This is a genomic window from Cephaloticoccus primus (genome assembly GCF_001580015.1).
GTDB classification, from domain to species: domain Bacteria; phylum Verrucomicrobiota; class Verrucomicrobiia; order Opitutales; family Opitutaceae; genus Cephaloticoccus; species Cephaloticoccus primus.
In genome coordinates this window covers 1-21,306 of sequence record NZ_LSZQ01000014.1, presented here as the reverse complement: position 1 = coordinate 21,306, position 21,306 = coordinate 1, and the positions used below count along the sequence as shown (strand labels likewise).

The following is a 21,306-nucleotide window of genomic DNA, read 5'->3' as shown; positions in this document are numbered from 1 at the left end:
GGTGCACTCGTTGGTGCACCGTCCAGTGTCCCCTGCCAGCCAGTCCTCAGCCGAGCGGCCGCACGTAGCTATGGCGCAGCCACTCGGCCAGCCAAGGTCTTAAAGCTCGCGTATCCAGATGTTACGGAAGCTGACCTCCTCACCGTGATCTTGCAGCATGAGCGGGCCGGGGCCATGCGGACTGTAAGACGGGGGCACGAGGTATTCGGTTTTCCCTGCGAGGATGGTGTTGTTTTGGACGAGGATGCCATTGTGCAGCACAGTAATGCGGGCGGGCGAGAGAAGCCCACCGCCCTGCGAGAAGCGGGGAGCCGTCCAGATGATATCGTAGGTCTGCCACTCGCCCGGTGCGCGGGAAGCATTCACCAGCGGGATGGCCTGCTTGTAAATCGCGGCTGCCTGGCCATTCGCATAAGTCCGATTCTCGTAGCTATCGAGTACCTGCACCTCGTAGCGCTCCTGAAAGAAGACACCACTATTACCCGGGCCCTGCCCAATCTTCGGCTCTTTGTAGATCGGCGTACGCCACTCGATGTGGAGTTGGGCGTCGCCGAAACTGCGCTTTGTGCGGATATCCTTACTGCCCGGAACAACAGTGAGCACGCCATCGGCCACACTCCACGGGCATTCGCCGCCCTGCACACTCTCCCACTCGGAAAGCCCCGAGCCGTCAAAGAGCACAACCGCATCCGACGGTGCAGCGTTTAGCGGCGTGGCAACGTGCACCGGCTCCGGATCCCAAACTTCGCTATCGGCAGGCGTGCGCTCTGTTGCTGTTGCATTTACTGATCCGAGGGCGATCGCCGCTCCAGTACTAAGGGTGTCTTTAATTGTCATGATGTTGAGCTTTTAGCCTACGGTTAAACATTGTCCAAGCCGACATGTCAGGCTCGTGAAAACTGCTGCGAGAAAACGGAGGGAAATTACGCATTGCAATGCTCGACTCCCTCCAAAAAAAGCCCTGTAGGCTATCTGGCTTAAACGCCAGCAGGGCCCCCTAGCCCCCCCTCCCCTTCCGCACTTTGGCTTCTTAAGCCGCCTCTCAAAATTCGCCTCCCTGTCGCGCGATGACAGGGTAAACATCCAAAGCGCAAATAGAGCGAAAACCCATTGAAATGTTTTTTGATTAACGGTCAGACTCCCTTGCTAAGGGTTGTGCCTTTTCAACTACCGCTCTTAGGGGCCACCATCCATTAAAACTACCATCTATACTTGCCCCTCAAATCAGAAACCATTCCGGCTGCGTCCCCTCCCGAGTAGCGCAATGATACTTCTTTCCTTGAAAAGATGCTTCTAGGATTATTCGCCGCTGATAGCCAGTTAAAAGAGCCAATAACAAGCCATTCACTATCCACACAAATGAACTTACTGTGATGGTTTCTCTTATAAACCTGAGCCTTAGCCCCCTCCAAATATTGCACACATTGATTGAAATCTTGAACTTTCTTTTGAGAACCGTCATTAAAATCAGGATTACAAAACACCTTCACATTAACTCCTCTTGCAACTGCCGCCTTGATCCGTTCATCAACAGTATTTACATTCATAGCATTTTGAGATAAATAGGGCGATGCGATTACTACACTGCTTTTGGCTGTCAGCAACGCCTCCCTTAAGAGGTCACTGTGTTCACCTATTTTAGTGATAAGCTTGAGCTCTCTGTTCTGATCGGTACGATCACCCACAGGGGGAGTTGACTTAAACTCATACGAGAGGAAATAGATAAACAACAAGATGGCCGCACCGATATTGAATAGCGTCCAGGTTTGACGCGGAAACCGGAATGGGGCCAGCGGGTTAAACAGCAGCACGATCCCGACAAAAATAAGGCTCCATAGCACGGCACGCTCCCATGTTTTATGTTTAAAAAAAGCAATACACTCTTTTATAAGAAAAACAGAAGTCACTAAAGAAACCACTATCCGCATCACATCATAGTAACCATAAGGCATCCGCGTTAGGGCCAATAGCAGGAAGGCTATGGGAACCAAGATCAAAAACCGAATTATTTTATCCATTTTCTAGAGTACTGAGAAAGCAAGGCAGTTATTATAGGGAGGTACAAGGTCACTCGCCAGAGAGATGGCGGTGTCACTGATAGCCAATCAAGTAGAAGTAGATGTTCGTGAAAAGGTATTTATACACGCAACTGAATTTACGTGCGATGCCACCCTGGCCTAACAGAGAAGACTCGCTGCACGCTCCCCTTTGTCGCACGAGCGTGAATGGCTACACTCGCTGGGCTCCTGACTCGTACCGTTCGCACCAGGCGCGGTGCCACGAGGCGTAGTCGCCTGCCTCGATATGGGCGCGGGCCTGCGCCATGAGGTCGAGGTAGAAGTGCAGGTTGTGCAGCGTGAGCAGCGTGCAGCCGAGGATCTCGCCCGCCTGCACGAGGTGGCGCAGGTAGCTGCGCGAAAACTGTGTCGTGTAGTTGACGACCTCCTCGCTGATCGGACGCGGGTCGCGGCGGTGCTTTTCGTTGCGCAGGTTGAGCGGCCCATCGGGGGTGAAGGCCAGCCCGTGGCGCGCCACGCGCGAGGGCAAGACGCAGTCAAACATGTCCACGCCCTGCGCGATCATCTTGAGCATTTGGGGGGGAGTCCCCAGCCCCATCGTGTAGCGCGGCTTGTGCGCGGGTAAAAACGGCGTCGTGGCGCCGACTTGTTTGAGCATCTCGGGCTCGGGCTCGCCCACGCTCACACCGCCGACCGCGTAGCCGGAAAAATCGAGCGCGGCGAGTGACTCGGCCGCACCGCGCCGCAGGTCGTCGTAGGTCGAGCCTTGCACGATGGCGAAGAGGAGCTGCCCGCGCTCAAAAAATCCCGTCTCGCGCGCGGCGGCCAGGCACTGCGCGGCCCAGCGCGCGCTGCGCGCCACGGCGGCCTCGCACGCGGCGCGCTCGCAGGGCCAGGGCGGGCACTCGTCGAGCACCATTGCGATGTCGCTGCCGAGGTTGCTCTGGATCGCCACGACCTCGCGCGGCCCCAGAAAGAGGCGCCGCCCGTCGAGGTGCGAATGGAACTCGACGCCATCGTCGCGCAGCTTGCGCAGCTTCGCCAAAGAGAAGACCTGAAAGCCGCCGCTATCGGTGAGGATCGGCCCGTCCCAGCGCATGAAGCGGTGCAGCCCGCCGAGCTCGGCGATGAGCTCCGAGGTCGGGCGCAGGTTGAGGTGGTACGTGTTGCCGAGGATGATCTGCGCGCCGATCTCGCGCAGTTGCGCGGGCGTCAGCGCCTTCACCGTCGCCTGAGTGCCCACCGGCATGAAAATCGGCGTCTCAATCGTCCCGTGCGCTGTCTGCAAGCGGCCCCGACGCGCGGCGGTTCCGGAGTCTGTTTTGATCAAGTGAAAATGAGAGGCAGTGGCTGACATCGTAGGCCACCACTCGATTTGGACAGCGACGCGCAGGCCAGATAAAAGGCGCGCCGACACAGTCGCACGCGGCTATGACCCAAGAGCCCACTTGACCGTGCGCGCCAAGCCGCGATACATGGCGCCCCCTTCCCTTCCCTCACATACGCCGTGCTACTCGTCATCGACAACTTCGACTCGTTCACCTTCAACCTCGTCCAATATTTCGGGCAACTGGGCGAGGCGCCGCGCGTGTTTCGCAACAACGAGATCAGCCCCGCCGAAGCGCTCGCGCTCAACCCCGACCACGTCCTCATCTCGCCCGGCCCCTGCTCGCCGAGCGAGGCCGGCGTCTCGCTCGAAATGATCGCGGCCTTCGCCGGAAAAAAACCGCTGCTCGGCGTGTGCCTCGGCATGCAGGCGATAGGCCAGCACTTCGGCGGGCGCGTCGTGCGCGCGGGCCGCCTCATGCACGGCAAGACTTCGCCCATCCAGCACGACGGGCGCGACCTGTTCGCCGGACTGCCGCAGGGCTTTGCCGCCACGCGCTACCACTCGCTCGTCGTCGAGAGTGCCACCCTGCCGGACTGCCTCGAAGCAACCGCCCACACTGCCGAGGGCGAGCTCATGGGCCTGCGCCACAAGTCGCTGCCGATCTGGGGCGTGCAGTTTCACCCCGAGTCAATCGCCTCCGAGCACGGCCTCGACCTGCTGAAAAACTTTTTGTCGCTCGGCCACGCGTGAACGCCGCCCGGGCGCGCGCCCCCCTGATGCTCGCCGCCTCCGACTTCTCTGCCCCCCTTTCCGCCACATCACCCAAAAACCATGCGCTGCCCCAAGTGCGCCTCCATCGAGGACAAGGTCATCGACTCGCGCATCAGCCGCGAGGGCAATACCATCCGCCGCCGCCGCGAGTGCCTGGAATGCGGACACCGCTTTAGCACCACCGAAGTGCTCGTGCGCGATGGCCTCGTGGTCATCAAGCGCGATGGCCGCCGCGAGGAGTTTTCCCGCGAGAAACTCATCTCCGCGATCCGCGCCGCCTGCCACAAGCGCCCCGTCGATATCGAGCAGATGGGCATGCTCGTCGAAGACGTCGTAGACATGCTCGAAGCCCAGTACGACAACGAGCTGCCCTCGCGCGCCATCGGCCAGGGCGTCATGCAGCGGCTCCGCGCCATCGACCAGGTCGCCTACGTGCGCTTCGCCAGCGTGTACAAGGAGTTTCGCGACGTCTCGGAATTCATGCAGGAGATCAGCAGCCTGCCCAAGATCGGCGACGAACCATGAGCACAGCGCCCCGCGCCCCCCGTGGGGCAGCAGCCAGAACACTCAGCGCACGCGAGCTGCGGCGGCTGCATTTCATCAACACGCTCTTCTCGCACATCACCGGCCACGACCTGTACCTCGCGGCGCAGATAAAAGAGGCAATCGCCTTTAGCCTCGAAGAGCTCGCCGAAAAAACGGCGACACTCGCCAATGGCGCGCACGCTGGGGGAGAGGCCGGAATCAGCGTAACGCGCCAAGCGCAAGAGCCCCCTCCGACTTGTACCGACGGCGCAACAGCGGCCCTGTCGCCAGCGAGCAAGCAAGAGGCGCAGCACACACCAGGGGGCGAGCCCGCGCACGCTTTCGGCCAAGAGCCGGTCGACCGACCGCGCCAAGATAAAGGCATCGAAGATGCCCTCTTTTACGAGGAGGCGGCGCGGCTGCTGAAAACCGCCTTTGCCCGCCACTTCCCCGAGCGCGGCTTCTATCACTGGGACGCCGCGCAAAGCCTCGCCTCGGTGACGCCACTTTTCGCGCGCGATGAAATCCTGACCGGCCTCCGGCACCTCTCCGCCTACCGCGAAAGCACGCTCCTGATCACTCACCTGCGCCCGGCACTCATCCCCGCACCCAAACGCGCCACCGCGCGCCGCATCGGAGAGTATCGCGAGCTCGTAGACTTCATCCGCCAGCTCGCCGCCTCGCACAGCGCGCCCGACAGTCGCCTCCAGCTCCTCTTCTTGTAGTACTTCTTCATCTAAAAACCGCTCGCACACCTGGGCCTATCCATCACACAAGAGAGCCTGCCCTGACCTTACGCTCGCGCCGCACTGACGAGGCTCCAACGAGGGCCTCGCCCGATAAAACGGTCGAACGGCCGCGAGTGCGCCGCAAAAAAAGGGGCAGTGCCTCCCATGACCCTATTTGAAAAAATTATCGCGCGGGAAATCCCGGCCAAAATCGCCCACGAAGACGCGCACTGCATCGCGATCCACGACATCGATCCGCAGGCCCCCGTTCACGTACTCGTAATCCCCAAGCGCGTGATTCCCCGCGTGGGCGAGGCACAGCCCGCCGATGCCGAGCTCCTCGGCCACCTGCTCCTCACCGCAGGCGCGCTCGCCCGCAAGCTCGGCCTCGCGGAAGGCTTTCGCATCGTCATCAACAACGGCCCACACGGCGGCGAAGCTGTCCCGCACCTGCACGTGCACCTGCTCGGCGGTCGCGCACTTGCCTGGCCCCCAGGCTGAATCGGGGCGGGGGCGCAGACCCGTCTACTTTGCGAGCCGCTCGTTGGCGGCTCGTCAGCCCTACGCGGGCGGCGGTGGCGGAGCGCCACGTGCCATTCAATTTGCGATTTTGCCCGTGCGCTTTGCGCCCAAGCAAAATCGCAAATTTGACGGGACTCCCCCAGTCTCGTTGCGACCGGGAAGGAGCCTGAATCGCGGATGACGCGGAAACCCATTTGGGCGCGGCGAAAAAGTTGACGGGTTAAATCTCCGGTCCGACCGAAGGTCGGGGAGCTCCTCACTGTGCGGTTCGTGTTTCGGGCGTTCCGCCCGAAACACGAACCGCACAGTAAATGGGTGCAGGCACTGCCTGCCGCCCCACGCGCAGTGGAAGCCTGCCTCAGTTTGCCCCCCATAAACAAATTGGCGGGCCGCCCATTACGGCGACCCGCCTGTTTCGTCTCTAGCGAACGGCTCATGAATAGAACGCTAGAAAAGGAATGCCTCCCACCCCACCAGCGGGACGAGTGCCCGCGGCCTCTCGGCCTCGGGCAACCCATCCTGAGAGCTCCGCCTTACCAGCCCATGTTTTTGAGGGCGGTTTTCACCGGAGTGTAGTCGTTCCAGTACTCGACCTGAATGCCGAAGGTACCTCCGTGACGGCTTGTGCCAAAGGCACCGGTGTCGGAGAGCGCAGCCCCCGGGTTCAAGCGGCCGGCAGCCTGCTGCGCCGCCTCGTTCCAGAACCCGTAGGTGTAGAACAGGCGGATTTCAGGACGTTGCCAGAAACCGCTGCCCGCAGGCGAGAGGATCGGCGCAATCGTGAGCTTGGTCATGCTCCGCGAGTCTCCGTCCGTCGGCTTCACCTGGTCATGCCCCACTTCCAGCGCGAGCTTCAGGTAGTCGGTGATCCCGTAGGTGGCGCGTCCACCGATCGACCACCAGTCCTGCCCATTGCCCTCGCTGAAGCGGTCGCGCTGCCACAGCCCGAGCACCTGTCCGCCGAAGCGGCCATTTTGCCACTCGTAGCTGTCCAGCAATCGCCAGCTCTTGTTGTCACGGTTGAGCAGAGGGTTTCCGGTCAGGCCGAGGTTCGTCCCGGGCCCTTCGCCGTATTGTATAACGAAGAGATTTTGCGCATCGTCAGGGAATATCTGACGGTGACGCAGCATGCTCGACCAGCCCGAGTTACTCCCCGGCACGTCCTTGTCTTTACTTATCTGAGTAAAGCCAAACTCCAGAAACCCATCCGGATTCACCTCGAATCCCTCGATCAACAGATTGTTACGGGTGATGTAGTCCTCCTGATCGGGATCGTCCTTGCGAGACAAGATCCACGTGGCTTTTACCGGTCCGATCTTTACATCTTCGACGCCCACCCCTATTCCGGAGAAGTCCTCGTACGTGAAGTTGTTAATGTGGATGGTACTATCTTTTAGATAGAGACGTTGCCCCGCTGTCAGTGTGCCGCCACCCAGCCAGGGGATATTACGCCACAATAGATAAGCCTCTGCCAACTGTGGGTTCTCATCATTTTTCCGGTCATAATGAGTCGTGTCATAAGGGTAGTCCACCTTGGCCCCTGTCCCCATGCTGACGATCGACCCATCAGACAGGTGAGCGAGGTCTTGCCGCAGCAAAAGCTCCCCGTACTGGTCGAACTCGTTACCGAGCCGGTACTTGGATTTTGCCCCGGGGAGTTTGAGTTGGCGATTCGGAGACATCCCTTCGGCCATCCCGCCCCGGAAGTAGGTTTTAAACTCGGTGTCCCAGTGCTCCACTTGCGCGGGCTCCGGCAGTGCTTCCTTTTTGTCCGGCTGCGGTGCTGCGGGCACCGATTCACCCACTGCCGAGGCATACGCCTGTGGGTACAATCCCATAAGGCATAGTGCTCCGAGTGCAGGGGCCGTTATTTTCTTTCTAATACTATACGTCATTGTTTGGTTTTTTGCTTTGGTTACGGGGCACCGAGAAAATTAAGTATATACCGGCCTGAGCGATGCCCCCACTCAGTGATTCGCCTCAAGTCTCCCAACAAGTTGTGTAATGAGCCGTTGAGATACGCCCCGGATCACTTTGTTCCGATACGTATATTTTATATACGTACTTTATGGGCATCATCAGGCATTCACACCTACCGCCTTACTACAGGGCAGCCCCTGCGTAGTATACACCCCCTACCCCACATGATTATACTTATATTTTTATGACTATTTATGACACGTTATGACACGATATCTATCGTGATGATGAGTATGGAGCGGAACTCGGGGCCCCAGGCACCGCTCGGCGGCCGGGTGGCTTGTTTGGCACAGCTCAGGCAGCGTCGGGAACCAGGGGTGCACGCCCCCGCATGAGCTCGGCGCAGCCCAAGGGCGTTTGCGCAGCGCCAAGGTGTGTGCGTGCCCGCCCGCAACTTGATCGGCCAGCCGCCAGTCGTGAGTCGAGCGGGCCAGCCGCTCTCCAAAAATCCGCCCAGAAAATTATCGGGGATTTTTTGAACGCGGCCACGCGGGGTTGCGTCTTCCTCGGCGTAAGTTTGGTTTGCTTGGTGTTAGGGGAGGGCCGCCTAGGGGTAGGCGGCCCTCATTAGTCTGGTTAGTTTATCATGTTCTATGGGAAAGGCCCCCCACTCTGTGGGGGGCCTTTTTCGTGGGCGCTGATCGGATCGCGCGCGCAAATGGAGGCGCATCCCCACCGCACGGCGCACAAAAGGGCCGCCGCGCTTGACCCGCCCCGCGCCGCTGCTGTTGATGGCGGCCATGTTGCCCAGCGTCCTGATCGTTGACGACGAAAAGCACACCCGTGAGGGGCTCCAACAAGCGCTGGAGGAAAACTACGATGTCTCGGTAGCCGCCAATGCGACCGAGGCGTTCAACCTCATGGATGCGCAGCCTTTTGACGCGGTGCTGACCGACTTGCGGATGCCCGGGAAGTCGGGGCTCAAGGTCATCGATAAGGCGCTCTCGCTGCCGCAGCGGCCAGCCGTCCTCATGATGACCGCCTACGGGAATATCGAGACGGCAGTCGAGGCGATGAAGCGCGGCGCGGTCGATTTTTTGACCAAGCCGGTCAATATCGAACGCCTCGAAGTCCTGCTCCAACGCGCCCTGCGCACCAAGTCTCTGGAGGTCGAGGTCGAGCAGCTCCACGAGCGACTGGATGAGAGGTTTAACTTTAGCCACATCATCGGAAATTCCGAAAAACTGCGCGAGGTGATCGACCGCGTGAAGCTCGTCGCCCCCTCACGCGCCACGCTGCTGGTCGAGGGCGAGTCGGGCACGGGCAAGGAGCTGATCGCCCAGGCGATCCACCAGGCCAGCCCGCGCTCGCGCGGGCCACTCGTCGCGGTGCACTGCGCGGCGCTTTCCGACAACTTGCTGGAGAGCGAACTCTTCGGCCACGAGCGCGGCGCCTTCACCGGCGCAAACGAAAGGCGCATCGGCCGCTTCGAGTCCGCCGACGGCGGCACGCTGTTTCTCGACGAGATCGGGGAGATCTCTGCCTCCACCCAAGTAAAGCTCCTGCGCTTTCTGGAGACCAAATCGATCGAGCGCGTAGGCAGCACCAAGCCGATCGAGCTCGACGTGCGACTCGTCGCTGCGACCAACCGCAACCTCGAACAACGCGTGCGCGAGGGGAAGTTCCGCGAAGACCTCTTTTTCCGGCTCAACGTCGTGCGCATCCTCATGCCGCCGCTGCGCGAGCGCACGAGCGACATCCCGCTGCTCCTCGCCCACTACCTGAAGCACTTCGCCACCGAAAACGCGCGCCCGCCGCTCGCGCTGACGACCGGCGCGCTGCGCACTTTGCAAAATTATCCGTGGCCGGGGAACATCCGCGAGCTGCGCAACTTTTGCGAAAATGCGGTCGTCCTCCACCGCGGCTCCGAGCTCAGCGAGTACGACCTTGAGCCCAAGTTTCGCCAAACGAGCACGGCCTCGCCAGAGGCCAGCAACCACCCGCTGTTGGGCGAAGGCCGGCACACGTTCGGCGAACGAGCGGGCGGCGAGGCAGAGGGCGGCGCGCCCGCCCCTTTTGCGCTGCCGCCAAACCGCTCGTTCTCCGTCGAGGAAAACGAAAAACGACTCCTCCACGAAGCCCTCATCAAATCGCGCGGCAACCGCACCAAGGCCGCCGCCCTGATGGGGATCAGCCGCCGCACCCTGCACCGCAAGCTCGCACAATTTCCCGAGCTCGACGTCACCGATTAGCGCACGCGGCGGATCGCTCCGCGCACCCACAACAGGTGCCGCCCACGTGCTCCCGCCCCCCCCTTCCGCCGTCGCCAGAAAGGTCACCTAGGTATCGACTTCCCTTATGCCGCCGCGAGCACCTTTGCCGCCTTGCGGGGCCTGCCCGCCTTTCGCGCATTGCGCCGGTCTGCCGCCAAACGCGCAGAAGCCATCCCCCGCCCGCCGGAGCGGCTCAAGGTCGCTGCCACACTCTGCCCGGCACTCTGTGGTTCGGGGATCGGGTTCCCGTGCTCCAGTGAGACTTTCAGCGCGAGGGCCAGCGAAGCGCGAATCTCATATGCCGCCTCCTCGACGCTGGCCCCATCAGCCATGATGGACGGCCAGCCCACTACCTGCGCAATCCAGCACTCGTCCTCAGCGGAGTACCAAATCTGGAACTGATAATCGTTAACGCTCTTTTTCATAGCTGCTGCTCGGTTTTTAAAAATGCTCTGACTTGGCGCACTTGGTAAGGCTTCGCCATCCACTTGCCCTTGGGTTGCAGGTTAGCTACCACGCGGCCCTCTTTGCGAAAACTGACATGGCTGCCCTCCTGCTTTGAGGAATAGCCGCTACGACGCAACAGCCCAACCAAATCTGCGAAACGGATGTGGAAATCAAAGCGGCCCCGCTCGGCCATCACCTGCGTCGTCCATCACCTGCGCGTAGACCTTTTCCCACTTGCTCATTACGGGGATGCATTGGAGTCCAAGTTCCCGTTTTTAACAAGCCACACCGCTCGCATTCATCGGGAAACCTCCCGCGAGCGGTCCACTCAAACGCACCGGCGCGCGCAGGTGCGCACGTCGTAGCATCTCTTTCCGGAAAAATCGAAAATTTGGGCTTAGCGGAAAAATAGGCATTGACGCTCCCTGCGCGCGGCCTCTGTCTCAGTGCCTTGTTTTGCGGGCGTAGCTCAGTTGGTAGAGCACCACCTTGCCAAGGTGGACGTCGCGCGTTCGAGTCGCGTCGCCCGCTCCACTCCGGAGCTCCGCTTGAGCCAGTTGGCGGAATCGCCTTGGGAGGAAAATCGAGAACCACACACCCCCCGCTGCGGGTCTCGCGCGCACGAAGGAGGGGCCAAAGCGTGGATTTCCGTTGGCCGCGTGGTTTGGGTTAAAGGCAAAACTACAGGATTTGCGCGCAGTGTACATTCGGCCCACACATTTGACCGGCCCGCCAAAGCTTCCCCAGCTGCACCGCTGCCCCAATTGCCGCCAAGGGAAAACACAACTGGCAATGACGACCAGAACAGCGGGCTACGACTCGCAGCCAAAGTCGCCCGCACGGGCTGGATCGCAGGCCCTGCGGCAGTGCTGCGGGCTACCCTTCGCGCAAATCCCGCTCGCCAAACTCAACAGAAAACTGTGGCACCGTCGGGCAGGAAGTGTACGCGGCCCGGGGCCATCGTAGCGGCGCAAGATTTCAGAGGCAAACACCGGAGTCAGTTCCAACGCCAAGTCGGCCTCCACAAGTGCCAGGACGTAATCATTACGATCACCAATCCCGTGGGCAGTCACCCGCGTGAGCACAGCACGCTTTAAGCGGGCTTCTTACAAGTATCCCAAGTAGCAAAAAGATAACTAGCCATTGCTCCCGATAGGTTAACTGCCAGCTCGGCATCACGTGAAGCTGGCTTGATGCCTTTTTTCCCTTTCCCATGTGCATCGCCCAAGTGATTGCGCAAAGCACCCAAGCCCTTAACTACAGAAAAACAACCTCCGAGAATTTGCTTAAAAATCTCCTCATTATGCTGAGAGGGGTGCAGGTTTAGAACCCTAGATGTTCCCGCATATAAACTATCAATGCTGGGCGAAGTGCCATAATTAACTCCAGCATCATCTAGAATATATTTACATACCGACTCCACTAGCGTTCGTGCAATAGTGATAGCTCACTCCGGATCAGAAGCACGTCTGTCTATCGCCTTCTTCCACTCTTCCTGGATGTGAGACATGTCAACCTTTCTCAAAGCCATGGTGGTAGCCCTGTCAGAAGGAGTTGAGCGAAGCCTCTCTAAAAACTTAAACAGTGGATTAAACTCCCTCCTCAAATATTCCCTTCGCTTATCCCAACTTCGATACTCATCCCTTATAAATACCCAAAACTGCCTAAGGTCGCGACAATCATAGAGAAGATCAGGCAATAGCCTCTTTACCATACTACTGAAAATAAGCTCCTGCCTGAGGCGAATATATTCAGAACTATCGCTCTTATCACCCCCAACAGCAACACCTGATAGCAAATCATACACTCTCTCTGCTTTTTCAACTAGTTCATCTTTCATTTCAGATACTTCCTCACCTCTATGATTACAGAAAAACGCTCAGTGCAGATCATGATGCAATGCCGTCCAGTACGGTGCGCAGCTCGAGGCCGCAAGTGAGTGCGGCCTGGGCCAGTTTCTTATCATTGGTTGCCAGGATGGCGTTTTCTTTTAACGCGAGGGCCAGATAAGCCGCGTCGTAGGCCGAAAGATTATACTGAAACGCGAGAGCGATTATCACTTCGTCGTCATCGAGTTGGTATTCTGCTATCTCCAAGGCGCGAACCTCTCGCAGCATGGCCGGAATCCGTTCCTGACTCACCCGTCTACGCTTTTGATTGGCAATCAGTATGCTTCGGTATTCGTGCCAAAACAGAGTAGTCGTGATGCGCAAGAAAGCTCTCACTTCATGAAGTATCCGTTCGCCTGCTACACTCTTTTCGTCATCCAAAGTCCAAGCAGCAGCCATTGACGCATCAATGACAATTGGCCTCATAGGTATTTTCTCCCTTCGTCACGGGCAGAAATAATCTCTTCAATCGTAATGGGAGGACCTATTACTATTTTTTTCCGCAGTTCCCTGATGGCAGAAATCTTCTTCTCCCACTCCTCATCCCTTATACGCTGTTCCTCCGGTGTCCTTTTCGCGACGGGCAGCACCCGCACTACAGGTGAGCTCCCCCGGGCGATGACGACTTCTTCGCCATTGCAAACGTCGGCGATGAGTTGGGGAAACTGGGCTTGGGCTTCTGCGACTGTCAGTGTTCTGGGCATGAGCTGTGTTCTCCTTTATTAAATTCGGGGGGGGGGGGCGTTCCGTTTCGGGTCCGGCCACAATGGCATTTTCGCGTACCTGATCTCAGGATGAGCCAAACTGCAAGCGAGATGGCCCCGATTTCCGAGGCAGCCCGCATCAATCGGGCAAGTCACTTTTGCAAGTGCCAGTGACCTGCAAAGCAGAGGACTTGGCAGGCACCGCCTGCCAAACCGCGCGGCTGGGGGAGACCGCGCGGTTTTCTTGATTCTGACTTATCGTGAGAAACAGCTATTCAGCCCGGCCACTGCGCGCCAGTGGATGAGCGGTGTAGCGAGCTGCCTGTCCGGCAGATTATGTACCAGCCACTGCGCGAGCGGGGAAGAGAGCGGGCTGTAAACGTGTTTGGCTGTTGCATTGGACGTGCCGCCAGCGAGCGGCACGCCGAAGGAAAACAGCCTGCGGCTGTCAGAATTTCCAGGAAACGGAGCCGTAGATGTTACGCGGGGTGCCGGGGACAATGAGGTTTCGGAAGTCGGCAGCGGCCCAGTATTCTTTATCCAGCGCGTTGGCGACGGTGAGGCTGTAGCTCCAGTTGGCGCGTTCGTAGCTCAGGGTCACGTCGGTGATGGTGCGCGCGGGCAGGTAGCCGGAGGGGCGGATCGGGATCAGGTTATCCGGCGTGGAGGCCGGAGTGTAGCCGGAGACGTTTTCGATGGGGCTGGTGCCCATGTAGGTGGCTCCGACTGCGACCGCGAGGCCTTTGAGCGGGCCGCGCCCGAGCTCGTAGCGCAGGTAGGCGTTGGCCATCATCTCGGGCACGCTGGCGAGCATGTTGCCGTTGGGGTCGCGGCTGGTCGCGTCGGTGTAGCTGGCGATCACCGAGAGGTTTGGCGTGAGCGAGCCGGTCACCTGAAATTCCCAGCCCTTTGCCTCGCGCGATACGAAGATATCGGGCAGGAGCGTCGCTGGCGGAGGATTGGCGAAGTTACCGGGGTTGTAGATGCCGTAGCCGCTTTGCTCGATTTCGTAGTACGCGACCGAGGCGATCACGCGGCCCTCGAAGAAGCTGCCTTTGATGCCGACTTCGTCTTGCTCGCCAATCGAGAAAGTCGGCGCGAGGCCGAGGCTGACCTGGGCAAAGTTACCCACGGGGACGGCGTTTTCGGTGTGTCCGTAATAGAGCGAGATGCCCGCGAGGGGCTTCAGGACGACGCCGTAGTTGTAGGTGGCCTTGCTGCCGGAGCCGGGGAACATGTGGCCGGCGGTGCGCGTGGGGGTGGCCTCCCACAGCTTGTTACCGTAGTAGCCGTTAAACGTGACGTGCGAAACACCGCCCGAGAGGACCAGCCGGCTGTCAAAGAGCTCCAGCTGCTCGGTCAGGTAGATCTGGTAGCGGCTCTGCGCCTCGCGCCGCATCGAGTTGATGGGGCTGAAGGTGATGTCGCCACTTGGGTAGTGCTCGGTGCGCGTGTCGATAGAGGGCACGGTGCGGGCGCGCTCGTCGCTGGTGATGCCCGAGTAGGCATACGCGAAGCCGAGCAGCGTTGTGGATTTCGCGCGGTCGGCCTCGACGATGTACGACCAGTCGTTTTGCAGGTCGCGGTTGCGCACGTGGCGGTGCACTCCATCCGTGCCGCTGAGCTCAAAGATGGGCGAGACAGCAGGCGCAGGGATCGGCGCATAGGGCGGGTTTGGATCAAAGAGCATGCCCGGCACGTACTCGCCAGTCCGCGGGTTGATGTTCGTCCAGCCCGCGGGGACGGGCGTCTCGTAGCGTGTGCGCACGCGCGACTCGCCGTAGGGCTGGCTCACCTCGGAGAGGCGGCCTGCGAGCCGCACGGAGAGCTGATCGGTGACAGTCGAGGTGAACAGCAGCGTGGCCGAGTTGGCCTCGGCTTTGCGGAACTCGGAGTTGCGCCCGTAGGTGGGGTTAAAGGTGCGCGGCAGCCCTTCCCAAATCCGCACGGGCATGCCGGTGCCCACGCTCGGATCGGCGGGGAGGCCGACGTCGTTGGTCGCCTTGAAGTCGTAGTACTCGTAGCGCAGCGTGAGGTTGCTCTGCGGTGCGAGCCGCCAGGTCAGCGAAGGCGTGATCAGCAGCGAGCGGCGCGAGTGCCGCGACACGTAGCCGTCGCTATCTTGCGCGGCGACCACCGCGCGATAGGCGAAGCTCTGGCTCAGGGGGCCCGTCACATCGAGCTCGGCACGATTGGTGTTGTACTCGCCCACCTGGACCTTGACCGAGCCGCCGGGCGTAAACTGCGGCTTCTTGGTCACCAGGTTGATCGTACCGCCGGGCGCGCCGCTGGGGTGCAGCAGCGCATCGGGGCCCTTGACCACCTCCAGCCGCTCGATCCCGCCGTGGTCGTAGTTGGCCAGATCGGCCGAGCTAAACCCATCGACGCGGCGGCCGGTGATCTCGAAGCCGCGGATCGCCAGCCGGTCTTGCGCGCTGGGCAGCCGCGCCTCGCCGACACCGGCGACGTACTTCGCGACATCGAGCACGCGCGAACCGCCCACATCGCTGATAAACTCCTGGGTGAGCACCGTCACCGTCGTCGGCGTGCTCATCACATCGGCCGCGATCCGCCCACCCGCCGCAGCCGCCGCGGATTGGTAGCGAGCCGGTGCCGAGGACGAGACCTCAAACGGGTTGAGCGTCACGACCTCCTCCTCAGTCGATTGGGCCGCCCTGGCAGGCACCGTAGCCGCAGGGGAAACTTGGGCGGGGGCGGAGGCAGGCGCCGCCACCGCAGCGAACGCAGCAAGCGCCGCGAAAACAACAGGGGATTTCATGGGGTAAGGAGCCGCGAGGGCTCAGGGGTTGGGGTTTGTGGGGTTAGGGGCAAACTCACCGCGACCGAGCAGGTCGGCCCAGGCGAGCTTGGGGAAATGCCGATTCTGATGAAAAATCAGCACCCGCAAACGCAGCATCAGACGGCATTTCCCGCGACAGAAAAATGCCCCAAAATGGCTCAGGAAATTTACGCAGATCACTATATGGAATATACTTATGATATTCCCCAGGATCTACGCCGCTGCCCGATGTGCCGATCAACAGCCCCCACTGCGCAGCGGCCCTGCGCGAGCGGCGGGGGTCGCAGACCCTTCTATTTTGCGAGCCGCTCGTTGGCGGCTCGTCAGAGTCGCCACTTCCATTGAATTTGCGATTTCTCCCGTGCGCTTCGCGCCCGCCCTCCCGCCCAAAATCGCAAATTTAACGGACCCTCCCCTGTCTCGTTGCAACAGGGGTTGAGACATCAAATGCAGATGAAGCGTAAACCCATTTGGGCGAAGCGATAAAGTTTACGGGTAATCTCCAGCCCGACCGGAGGTCGGGAGTTCCTTCAACTGTGCGGCTTTTTCGTCGAGCATTTCGCTCGACGAAAAAGCCGCACAGTAAATGGGAGCGGGCACTGCCCGCCGCCCCACGCGCAGTGGAGTCTTCGACTCGTTTTATGGGCGGCGAGTCGTTGCCTCGCCGTCAGCTCAAAGTGAGCCAGAGTGCTACCTGAACCAAATAGTGCACAATTTTACGCAAGGAGCTCAGGAAGCAGAATGGTTAGCGAGTGGCTGTCTGCGACTGGGATTCAGGACTCGTGGCTGCGGCATCGCTACCCCGCTGCGACCGGGTGGAAAGAGCGGTCAACGGCGATACCCGTACCATGACCCACACTACGGTCATACCGGCCATCAAGGTGGCGAGCATTCCGCCGTAGCCGCCCCAATCCAGCACCATGCCCGCGAACACGGGGATCAGGGTGCGGCCAATGACGAACAGGCTGGACTGGATGCCGTAGTCTAGCGCCGACAGATGCTCACGGGTGTGCTGCATCATCAGGCCGTAAACGAGCCCGCCCGATGCACCGAGCATCAGGGCCACGAGCATGGCGGCACCGATCAGCGCATTATGCCCCCAGCCCATCAGGGCTGCGCTGGAAAGCAGGCCCAGCGCCAGCAGGTCGCACAGGGCAAATAGCGGCAGCGCCTTGGCGGCCCCGATGCGGCGCGAGATCCGGCTGGTGACCATACTGGAAATGGCAGCGACCACACCGCCGAATACGCCGACGATGAGAGCAATCCGCCCGGGGGCGAAGCCAGCATCCAACATCAGCGGTTTGAGGTAAACCCACACAGCACCCAACATCGGGTAATACAGCAGCAGGAGCAGAGCCCAGAAGCGGTGCCGGGGGACCGAGAACCAGCTTAAGCACTGCTTGATGCTCACCCTGGGCGGCGCTGCGGGGATGGCGGTTTGCTGATAACTCCCCAAGAAGGGCACCAGTGCTACGCAGGAGAGCATACCTGCGCCCAGTACCAGCAGCGGCGCTGCCCAGCCCCAGCGCGCGTGGAGCAGCAGCATAAGGCCTCCCCCGACAACGCTCCCCAACGAAGTCGCCGCGGCGCGCAGCGCTCCGGCGCGAATGCGCTCGGAATCCGGCAGCAGGGTGATCGCCAGTGCGTTGATAGGCACGTCCGCCCAGGTCCCCAGCAGGCTGACGAGCATGATGAGGACAAACAGCAGAGGATAGGCGGTATCGCCGATGGGGTGTGCTGCGAGCAGTAGCAATCCGGCGGCATAGCCCGAGCCGAGCAACAGGGCCCACACCCGGTAGCTGCTGCGCCCCAAACGCCAGCGGTCTACGGGGGCAGCCAGCACAAACTTGAGCATGGCGGGCAGGCCCGCCAGTTGCAGCACGCCCATTTGCGTGCCGCTAAACCCGTGCTGGCGCATCACCAGCGACAGGCCGACGAACAGGTAGATGGCTGGCGCGGTCAGCACCAGATTCATCCAACCGAGCAGCAGGTGCTGCGGCCACCAGCGTCGAGCTTCAGGCTGACCTTGCATGGGAGCCATGGCTTACAGCCTCCAGGTCATGCGCAGCCCGATCTCGCGCGGCGGGCTGTAGATGGTGACGGTGTTCCCCTGGTAGCCATTCGCGTCGTAGGTCTCGTCAGCGACGTTGTTGGCATAAGCAGCGATTTCCCAGTCGCCGAGTTGGTAGCCCGCAACCAGGTTCACCACGGCATAGCCCTCTCTCCGGTATACATTGGCAGGATCCACGTAGGCCTTGCTGGTGCCGGTCACACCGGCTTGGGCGTACCAGCCTTGGCGCGCGTCGAAGCGCAGCCCGATGTGACCGCTTAGTTTCGGGGCAAAGGGGTTGCGCTTGTCTTTGTAGTTGGCCGCTCCGTCCTGAAAGCGATCGAAGGTGGTGTCGTTGAAGGCCACGCCGGTTTTTAGCTGCCAGCCGCCGCCGAGCAGGTAGTCCACATCAATCTCAAAGCCCTTGGACTCTGCCTTGGCTGCGCTGGCGATGTAGTTCACGCCCGGCCCGGGTTGCAGCATCACCTGCATATCGTCGATATCCATGAAATAGACGGCGGCCGAGTAGCGCAGGCGCTGATCCAGCATCCAGCCCTTGAGCCCGGTCTCATATGACCAGATTTCTTCGGGCTCGAAAGAAGGGAAGTCCAGGGCTGAGACAAAAACGTTGTAGCCGCCCGCGCGGATGCCCCGGCTGCCACTGACGTACCATTGGTGCGCAGGAGTGATTTGATATTGCAGGGCGAGCTTGGGCGAGAAGTGCGTCCAGTCCTTCTTTCGCTGCGTACCACCTGTCTGCGGAGTCAGCTCGCTCGAAGTGCGCTCGACACGCCCGCCGGCGATCAGCGTCCAGGTGTCGGTCAACGGGATATTCCAGTGGGTAAAGAAAGCCAGAGCCTCTGTTTCCAGCTCCGCGGTGTACTCGTAGGCTGTGCCGAATCGCTCGGCCAGGTTGCGCAGATCATTATCGCCGTGGTCGCCATAAATGCCGACCAGCCAGTCTGCCCTGCCCCACTCGCCTTCGAGTCGGAGCTCCTGGGAAAAAGTGCGCAGGTGGCTATCGCGCTCGATACTCGCCAGAAGCGCAGGGCGGAAGTCCGCATCATGCCGCGCCCTGTCACGAAAATCGTTATAGGCACTGATCGAGCGCAAGCGCAACGCGGCGGTAAATTCATGCGAGGCAGTCAGCGAGAAGGTCTCCCCCAGCGAATGGTTATCGCTGGGTGAGCCGGACTCCACTTTGGCTCTGGGCGTGCCCACGCCCCCCCAAGGGTTGGAGCCATCGTCGTAGCGTTGGCGAGTGTAGCGCAGCACCAGGCCAGTGGCTTTTTGCGGCGTCCAGCGCACGCCCACGTTGAGGTCCTGGTGGTCGCGATCATCCTCCATGCCGCCGCTGTAGATGTTGTGAATAAAGCCGTCCTGCTTGAGCCAGGAGCCGGAGATGCTGGCATACAGGCGGTCCTCGATCAGCGGATGGCTGGCGGCAAAGCGCAGGGCCTGTTTGGAGCGGCTGCCGACGTCGGCAGATACGCTGGCACGGGACACGTTATCCATGGGCTTGCTGTGGACGGCGATCACGCCGGACTCGGCGTTGCGCCCATAGAGTGTGGACTGTGGCCCGCGCAGTACTTCCACGCGGTCGACATCGAGCAAGCCGTTATCGAAACCTTGCGCGGTCAGGGTCGGCACCCCATCGACCAGCAGCAGCACCGAGGTGGAGTAGGAGAAGATGGGGGCCGTCACGCCGCGCATCACTGGCGCTTGCAGGCCAGCCTGGCCAAAGGGCTGGAATGACAGGCCGGGCATGCGGCCGACCAGTTGGTCGAGCCGGGTGATGCCGGCTTGCTCGACATCGAAGCCGTCGATCACCGCTACGCTGACGGGGACGCGCTCCAAACGCCGCTCGATCTTGTCGGCCGTGATCATGACGGGCGGCAGCGTTGTGGCATCGCCCAAGCCGCCGGCTGCGTCTTCAGCGGCGCCCAGCATCAGGCTCGGGCAAGCGAGTACAGACAGGGCCAGCAAAATGGCACGATGTCGCGTGGGTGTGGTGTGGTGCATATCAGGGTGGTGCATGGCAGGGCAGTTGGTGGGTTTCTCCAGGCAGGTGTTGATGGAGCCTCCCCTAGAGGGCTACGGGCTTTAAATGATAATGTGTATCATTTAAGGTTTGGTGTTTCGGATTATTTCTTACTTATTCCGGAGCAGCCCCGCTTACCTGCCATGCCCTATCACTTGACCAGCACCGACATCGCCCCGCCGACTCGTCTAGGGCAGTCTGCCTGGCAACGCACCCAGCTCCCGGCCAGACTGGGGTGTTGCTTTACCGATACGGTGCGATTGGACGACGGCCTGCGGCTGTTCTACATCGACTACGCGCCTGCCTGTGAGTTGCGCGAGACCAGCCACCTGGAGCGGGAAGGCGCCGCCCTGAGCCTTACCGTGGCTTTGGAGGGCCAGTCGGCGACGTTTGGCACGGATGGGCAGCGCTTCGACTTCGTCGCCGGTCACAGCACTTTGGCGGCATTCGCCAGCGTGCGCGGCGAGAGGCGTTTCCCGGCGCAGCAACCGATTCGCCAATTGCGCCTGATTGCGGAAGCACCGTTACTGCACAAATACGGCCTGGGAAGCCTCATCCGCGGTGTGGCTCACGACTACCGGGCCAAGCATTTATCCTTCGGCAAACACACACTGGCTGTTCGCCGCTTGGCCGAGTCACTCATTCGCTCGCATGATCGATGGGAACGGCAGGCCAGCAGCATGCTGGATTTACAGATCGCCGCCTTGAACCTGCTGTCCGAGCACACCCGTTATTTGCAGCCGCCGGCCCCCTCGAACGCGGGCGGCGCGCCCTCGCTGAATGCCCAAGATCAGGATAAAATCCTCCGGGTGCGCGACATCTTGATGGGGCACTTTGATCGTGCGTTAACTGTGGCTTACCTGTGCGCCGCGGTCGGTACCAACGAGTTTAAGCTCAAGCAGGGTTTCCGCCAGCTATTCGGCACCAGCGTACACCGGATGCTGACCGACATCCGTATGGGAAAGGCACGCGAGCTGTTGGAAACTGGATTAAATGCGGCTGTGGTGGCCTACCGGGTAGGCTATCAACACCCGGCCAGCTTCAGTACCGCTTTTGCGCGCTATTATGGGTGCACCCCGAAGGCGGCCGGTGGCCTTGGTCGCCGCTAAAACGCGCCAAGGCCACTCTCCGTCACTTCCGGGTCGCAACACCCGCCTCGAAGACACCCAGCAGGGTTAGCAGCGCGATGCCCAGTGCGACATAGCGCGCTTGATCCAGCACAGACTCCCCACCAGCAGCCATCAATGCGCCCGCCAGTGCAGAGGTAATCGAAAAGGCGATGAGCTGC

Annotated in this window: 19 protein-coding genes and 1 tRNA gene; 7 read left to right on the top strand and 13 right to left on the bottom strand. The window is 60.6% G+C overall.

Annotation, left to right across the window (positions count from 1 at the left end):
* Positions 1-99: 99 nt before the first annotated feature.
* From AXK11_RS02015 to tgt, 3 genes are all read right to left on the bottom strand, one after another.
* On the bottom strand, positions 100-837 hold the full coding sequence (locus tag AXK11_RS02015) for a 3-keto-disaccharide hydrolase (RefSeq protein ID WP_068628832.1): 738 nt from the start codon (positions 835-837) through the stop codon (positions 100-102).
* A 362-nt stretch (positions 838-1,199) separates the two neighbouring features.
* Positions 1,200-2,018, bottom strand: a complete 819-nt coding sequence (locus AXK11_RS09205; protein WP_082780761.1) for a DUF6804 family protein — start codon at positions 2,016-2,018, stop codon at positions 1,200-1,202.
* A gap of 211 nt (positions 2,019-2,229) precedes the next feature.
* The gene (gene tgt, locus AXK11_RS02010; RefSeq protein ID WP_068628830.1) at positions 2,230-3,375 is read right to left on the bottom strand and encodes a tRNA guanosine(34) transglycosylase Tgt; all 1,146 of its coding nucleotides are present in this window, start codon (positions 3,373-3,375) and stop codon (positions 2,230-2,232) included.
* A gap of 150 nt (positions 3,376-3,525) precedes the next feature.
* On the opposite strand from tgt, the gene AXK11_RS02005 reads away from it, so the two are divergent.
* From AXK11_RS02005 to AXK11_RS01990, 4 genes are all read left to right on the top strand, one after another.
* Positions 3,526-4,098: an anthranilate synthase component II gene (locus tag AXK11_RS02005; RefSeq protein ID WP_068628828.1), complete on the top strand. Its 573-nt coding sequence runs from the start codon at positions 3,526-3,528 to the stop codon at positions 4,096-4,098.
* 81 nt (positions 4,099-4,179) lie between these two features.
* Positions 4,180-4,644: a transcriptional regulator NrdR gene (gene nrdR, locus AXK11_RS02000; RefSeq protein WP_068628826.1), complete on the top strand. Its 465-nt coding sequence runs from the start codon at positions 4,180-4,182 to the stop codon at positions 4,642-4,644.
* The gene (locus tag AXK11_RS10150) at positions 4,641-5,369 is read left to right on the top strand and encodes a hypothetical protein (protein WP_068628824.1); all 729 of its coding nucleotides are present in this window, start codon (positions 4,641-4,643) and stop codon (positions 5,367-5,369) included. Before nrdR ends, AXK11_RS10150 begins: the two co-directional genes overlap by 4 nt.
* Before the next feature lie 168 nt (positions 5,370-5,537).
* The gene (locus AXK11_RS01990) at positions 5,538-5,873 is read left to right on the top strand and encodes a histidine triad nucleotide-binding protein (protein ID WP_068628822.1); all 336 of its coding nucleotides are present in this window, start codon (positions 5,538-5,540) and stop codon (positions 5,871-5,873) included.
* Positions 5,874-6,427: 554 nt separating this feature from the next.
* Here the strand turns inward: AXK11_RS01990 and AXK11_RS01985 are convergent.
* Entirely contained in the window at positions 6,428-7,732 is a 1,305-nt protein-coding gene (locus AXK11_RS01985) for a maltoporin (RefSeq protein ID WP_068628820.1), read from the bottom strand.
* Between the two features lie 882 nt (positions 7,733-8,614).
* Here AXK11_RS01985 and AXK11_RS01980 point away from each other — a divergent pair.
* Positions 8,615-10,066 (top strand): sigma-54-dependent transcriptional regulator, encoded by a 1,452-nt coding sequence (locus AXK11_RS01980; RefSeq protein WP_068628850.1) that lies wholly within the window; start codon positions 8,615-8,617, stop codon positions 10,064-10,066.
* A 104-nt stretch (positions 10,067-10,170) separates the two neighbouring features.
* On the opposite strand, the gene AXK11_RS01975 is transcribed toward AXK11_RS01980, so the two are convergent.
* Entirely contained in the window at positions 10,171-10,512 is a 342-nt protein-coding gene (locus AXK11_RS01975; protein ID WP_068628818.1) for a type II toxin-antitoxin system HicB family antitoxin, read from the bottom strand.
* Positions 10,509-10,727 (bottom strand): hypothetical protein, encoded by a 219-nt coding sequence (locus AXK11_RS01970; RefSeq protein ID WP_068628816.1) that lies wholly within the window; start codon positions 10,725-10,727, stop codon positions 10,509-10,511. Before AXK11_RS01970 ends, AXK11_RS01975 begins: the two co-directional genes overlap by 4 nt.
* Positions 10,728-10,992: 265 nt before the next feature.
* Here AXK11_RS01970 and AXK11_RS01965 point away from each other — a divergent pair.
* Positions 10,993-11,068 (top strand) — tRNA-Gly (locus tag AXK11_RS01965).
* Positions 11,069-11,627: 559 nt separating this feature from the next.
* On the opposite strand, the gene AXK11_RS09200 is transcribed toward AXK11_RS01965, so the two are convergent.
* The 7 genes from AXK11_RS09200 to AXK11_RS01935 form a co-directional block, all read right to left on the bottom strand.
* Positions 11,628-11,972, bottom strand: coding sequence for an abortive infection family protein (locus tag AXK11_RS09200; protein WP_082780759.1), 345 nt, complete (start codon positions 11,970-11,972; stop codon positions 11,628-11,630).
* 9 nt (positions 11,973-11,981) lie between these two features.
* Complete coding sequence (locus AXK11_RS09195; RefSeq protein ID WP_156469140.1) at positions 11,982-12,374, bottom strand: hypothetical protein; 393 nt, start codon at positions 12,372-12,374, stop codon at positions 11,982-11,984.
* Between the two features lie 49 nt (positions 12,375-12,423).
* A complete protein-coding gene (locus AXK11_RS01955) occupies positions 12,424-12,849 on the bottom strand; it encodes a type II toxin-antitoxin system VapC family toxin (protein ID WP_068628814.1) in 426 nt (141 codons plus the stop codon).
* The gene (locus tag AXK11_RS01950) at positions 12,846-13,127 is read right to left on the bottom strand and encodes a type II toxin-antitoxin system Phd/YefM family antitoxin (protein ID WP_068628812.1); all 282 of its coding nucleotides are present in this window, start codon (positions 13,125-13,127) and stop codon (positions 12,846-12,848) included. The genes AXK11_RS01955 and AXK11_RS01950 overlap by 4 nt, the downstream gene beginning before the upstream one ends.
* Positions 13,128-13,575: 448 nt before the next feature.
* Complete coding sequence (locus AXK11_RS01945; RefSeq protein ID WP_068628810.1) at positions 13,576-15,906, bottom strand: TonB-dependent siderophore receptor; 2,331 nt, start codon at positions 15,904-15,906, stop codon at positions 13,576-13,578.
* A 766-nt stretch (positions 15,907-16,672) separates the two neighbouring features.
* A complete protein-coding gene (locus tag AXK11_RS01940) occupies positions 16,673-17,968 on the bottom strand; it encodes an MFS transporter (RefSeq protein ID WP_197456760.1) in 1,296 nt (431 codons plus the stop codon).
* Positions 17,969-17,971: 3 nt separating this feature from the next.
* The gene (locus AXK11_RS01935; protein ID WP_197456759.1) at positions 17,972-20,014 is read right to left on the bottom strand and encodes a TonB-dependent receptor; all 2,043 of its coding nucleotides are present in this window, start codon (positions 20,012-20,014) and stop codon (positions 17,972-17,974) included.
* 159 nt (positions 20,015-20,173) lie between these two features.
* Here AXK11_RS01935 and AXK11_RS01930 point away from each other — a divergent pair, with 159 nt between their 5' ends.
* Positions 20,174-21,127, top strand: coding sequence for a helix-turn-helix transcriptional regulator (locus AXK11_RS01930; protein ID WP_197456758.1), 954 nt, complete (start codon positions 20,174-20,176; stop codon positions 21,125-21,127).
* The last annotated feature ends 179 nt before the right edge of the window (positions 21,128-21,306 follow it).

Bases quoted from the DNA above. Each gene is read 5' to 3' on its own strand.
- AXK11_RS02015 (WP_068628832.1), bottom strand. From the start codon at position 837: ATGACAATTAAAGACACCCTTAGTACTGGAGCGGCGATCGCCCTCGGA.
- AXK11_RS09205 (WP_082780761.1), bottom strand. From the start codon at position 2,018: ATGGATAAAATAATTCGGTTTTTGATCTTGGTTCCCATAGCCTTCCTG.
- tgt (WP_068628830.1), bottom strand. From the start codon at position 3,375: ATGTCAGCCACTGCCTCTCATTTTCACTTGATCAAAACAGACTCCGGA.
- nrdR (WP_068628826.1), top strand. From the start codon at position 4,180: ATGCGCTGCCCCAAGTGCGCCTCCATCGAGGACAAGGTCATCGACTCG.
- AXK11_RS10150 (WP_068628824.1), top strand. From the start codon at position 4,641: ATGAGCACAGCGCCCCGCGCCCCCCGTGGGGCAGCAGCCAGAACACTC.
- AXK11_RS01990 (WP_068628822.1), top strand. From the start codon at position 5,538: ATGACCCTATTTGAAAAAATTATCGCGCGGGAAATCCCGGCCAAAATC.
- AXK11_RS01985 (WP_068628820.1), bottom strand. From the start codon at position 7,732: ATGGGATTGTACCCACAGGCGTATGCCTCGGCAGTGGGTGAATCGGTG.
- AXK11_RS01980 (WP_068628850.1), top strand. From the start codon at position 8,615: ATGTTGCCCAGCGTCCTGATCGTTGACGACGAAAAGCACACCCGTGAG.
- AXK11_RS01975 (WP_068628818.1), bottom strand. From the start codon at position 10,512: ATGAAAAAGAGCGTTAACGATTATCAGTTCCAGATTTGGTACTCCGCT.
- AXK11_RS01970 (WP_068628816.1), bottom strand. From the start codon at position 10,727: ATGGCCGAGCGGGGCCGCTTTGATTTCCACATCCGTTTCGCAGATTTG.
- AXK11_RS09195 (WP_156469140.1), bottom strand. From the start codon at position 12,374: ATGAAAGATGAACTAGTTGAAAAAGCAGAGAGAGTGTATGATTTGCTA.
- AXK11_RS01955 (WP_068628814.1), bottom strand. From the start codon at position 12,849: ATGAGGCCAATTGTCATTGATGCGTCAATGGCTGCTGCTTGGACTTTG.
- AXK11_RS01950 (WP_068628812.1), bottom strand. From the start codon at position 13,127: ATGCCCAGAACACTGACAGTCGCAGAAGCCCAAGCCCAGTTTCCCCAA.
- AXK11_RS01945 (WP_068628810.1), bottom strand. From the start codon at position 15,906: ATGAAATCCCCTGTTGTTTTCGCGGCGCTTGCTGCGTTCGCTGCGGTG.
- AXK11_RS01940 (WP_197456760.1), bottom strand. From the start codon at position 17,968: ATGGCTCCCATGCAAGGTCAGCCTGAAGCTCGACGCTGGTGGCCGCAG.
- AXK11_RS01935 (WP_197456759.1), bottom strand. From the start codon at position 20,014: ATGCACCACCCTGATATGCACCACACCACACCCACGCGACATCGTGCC.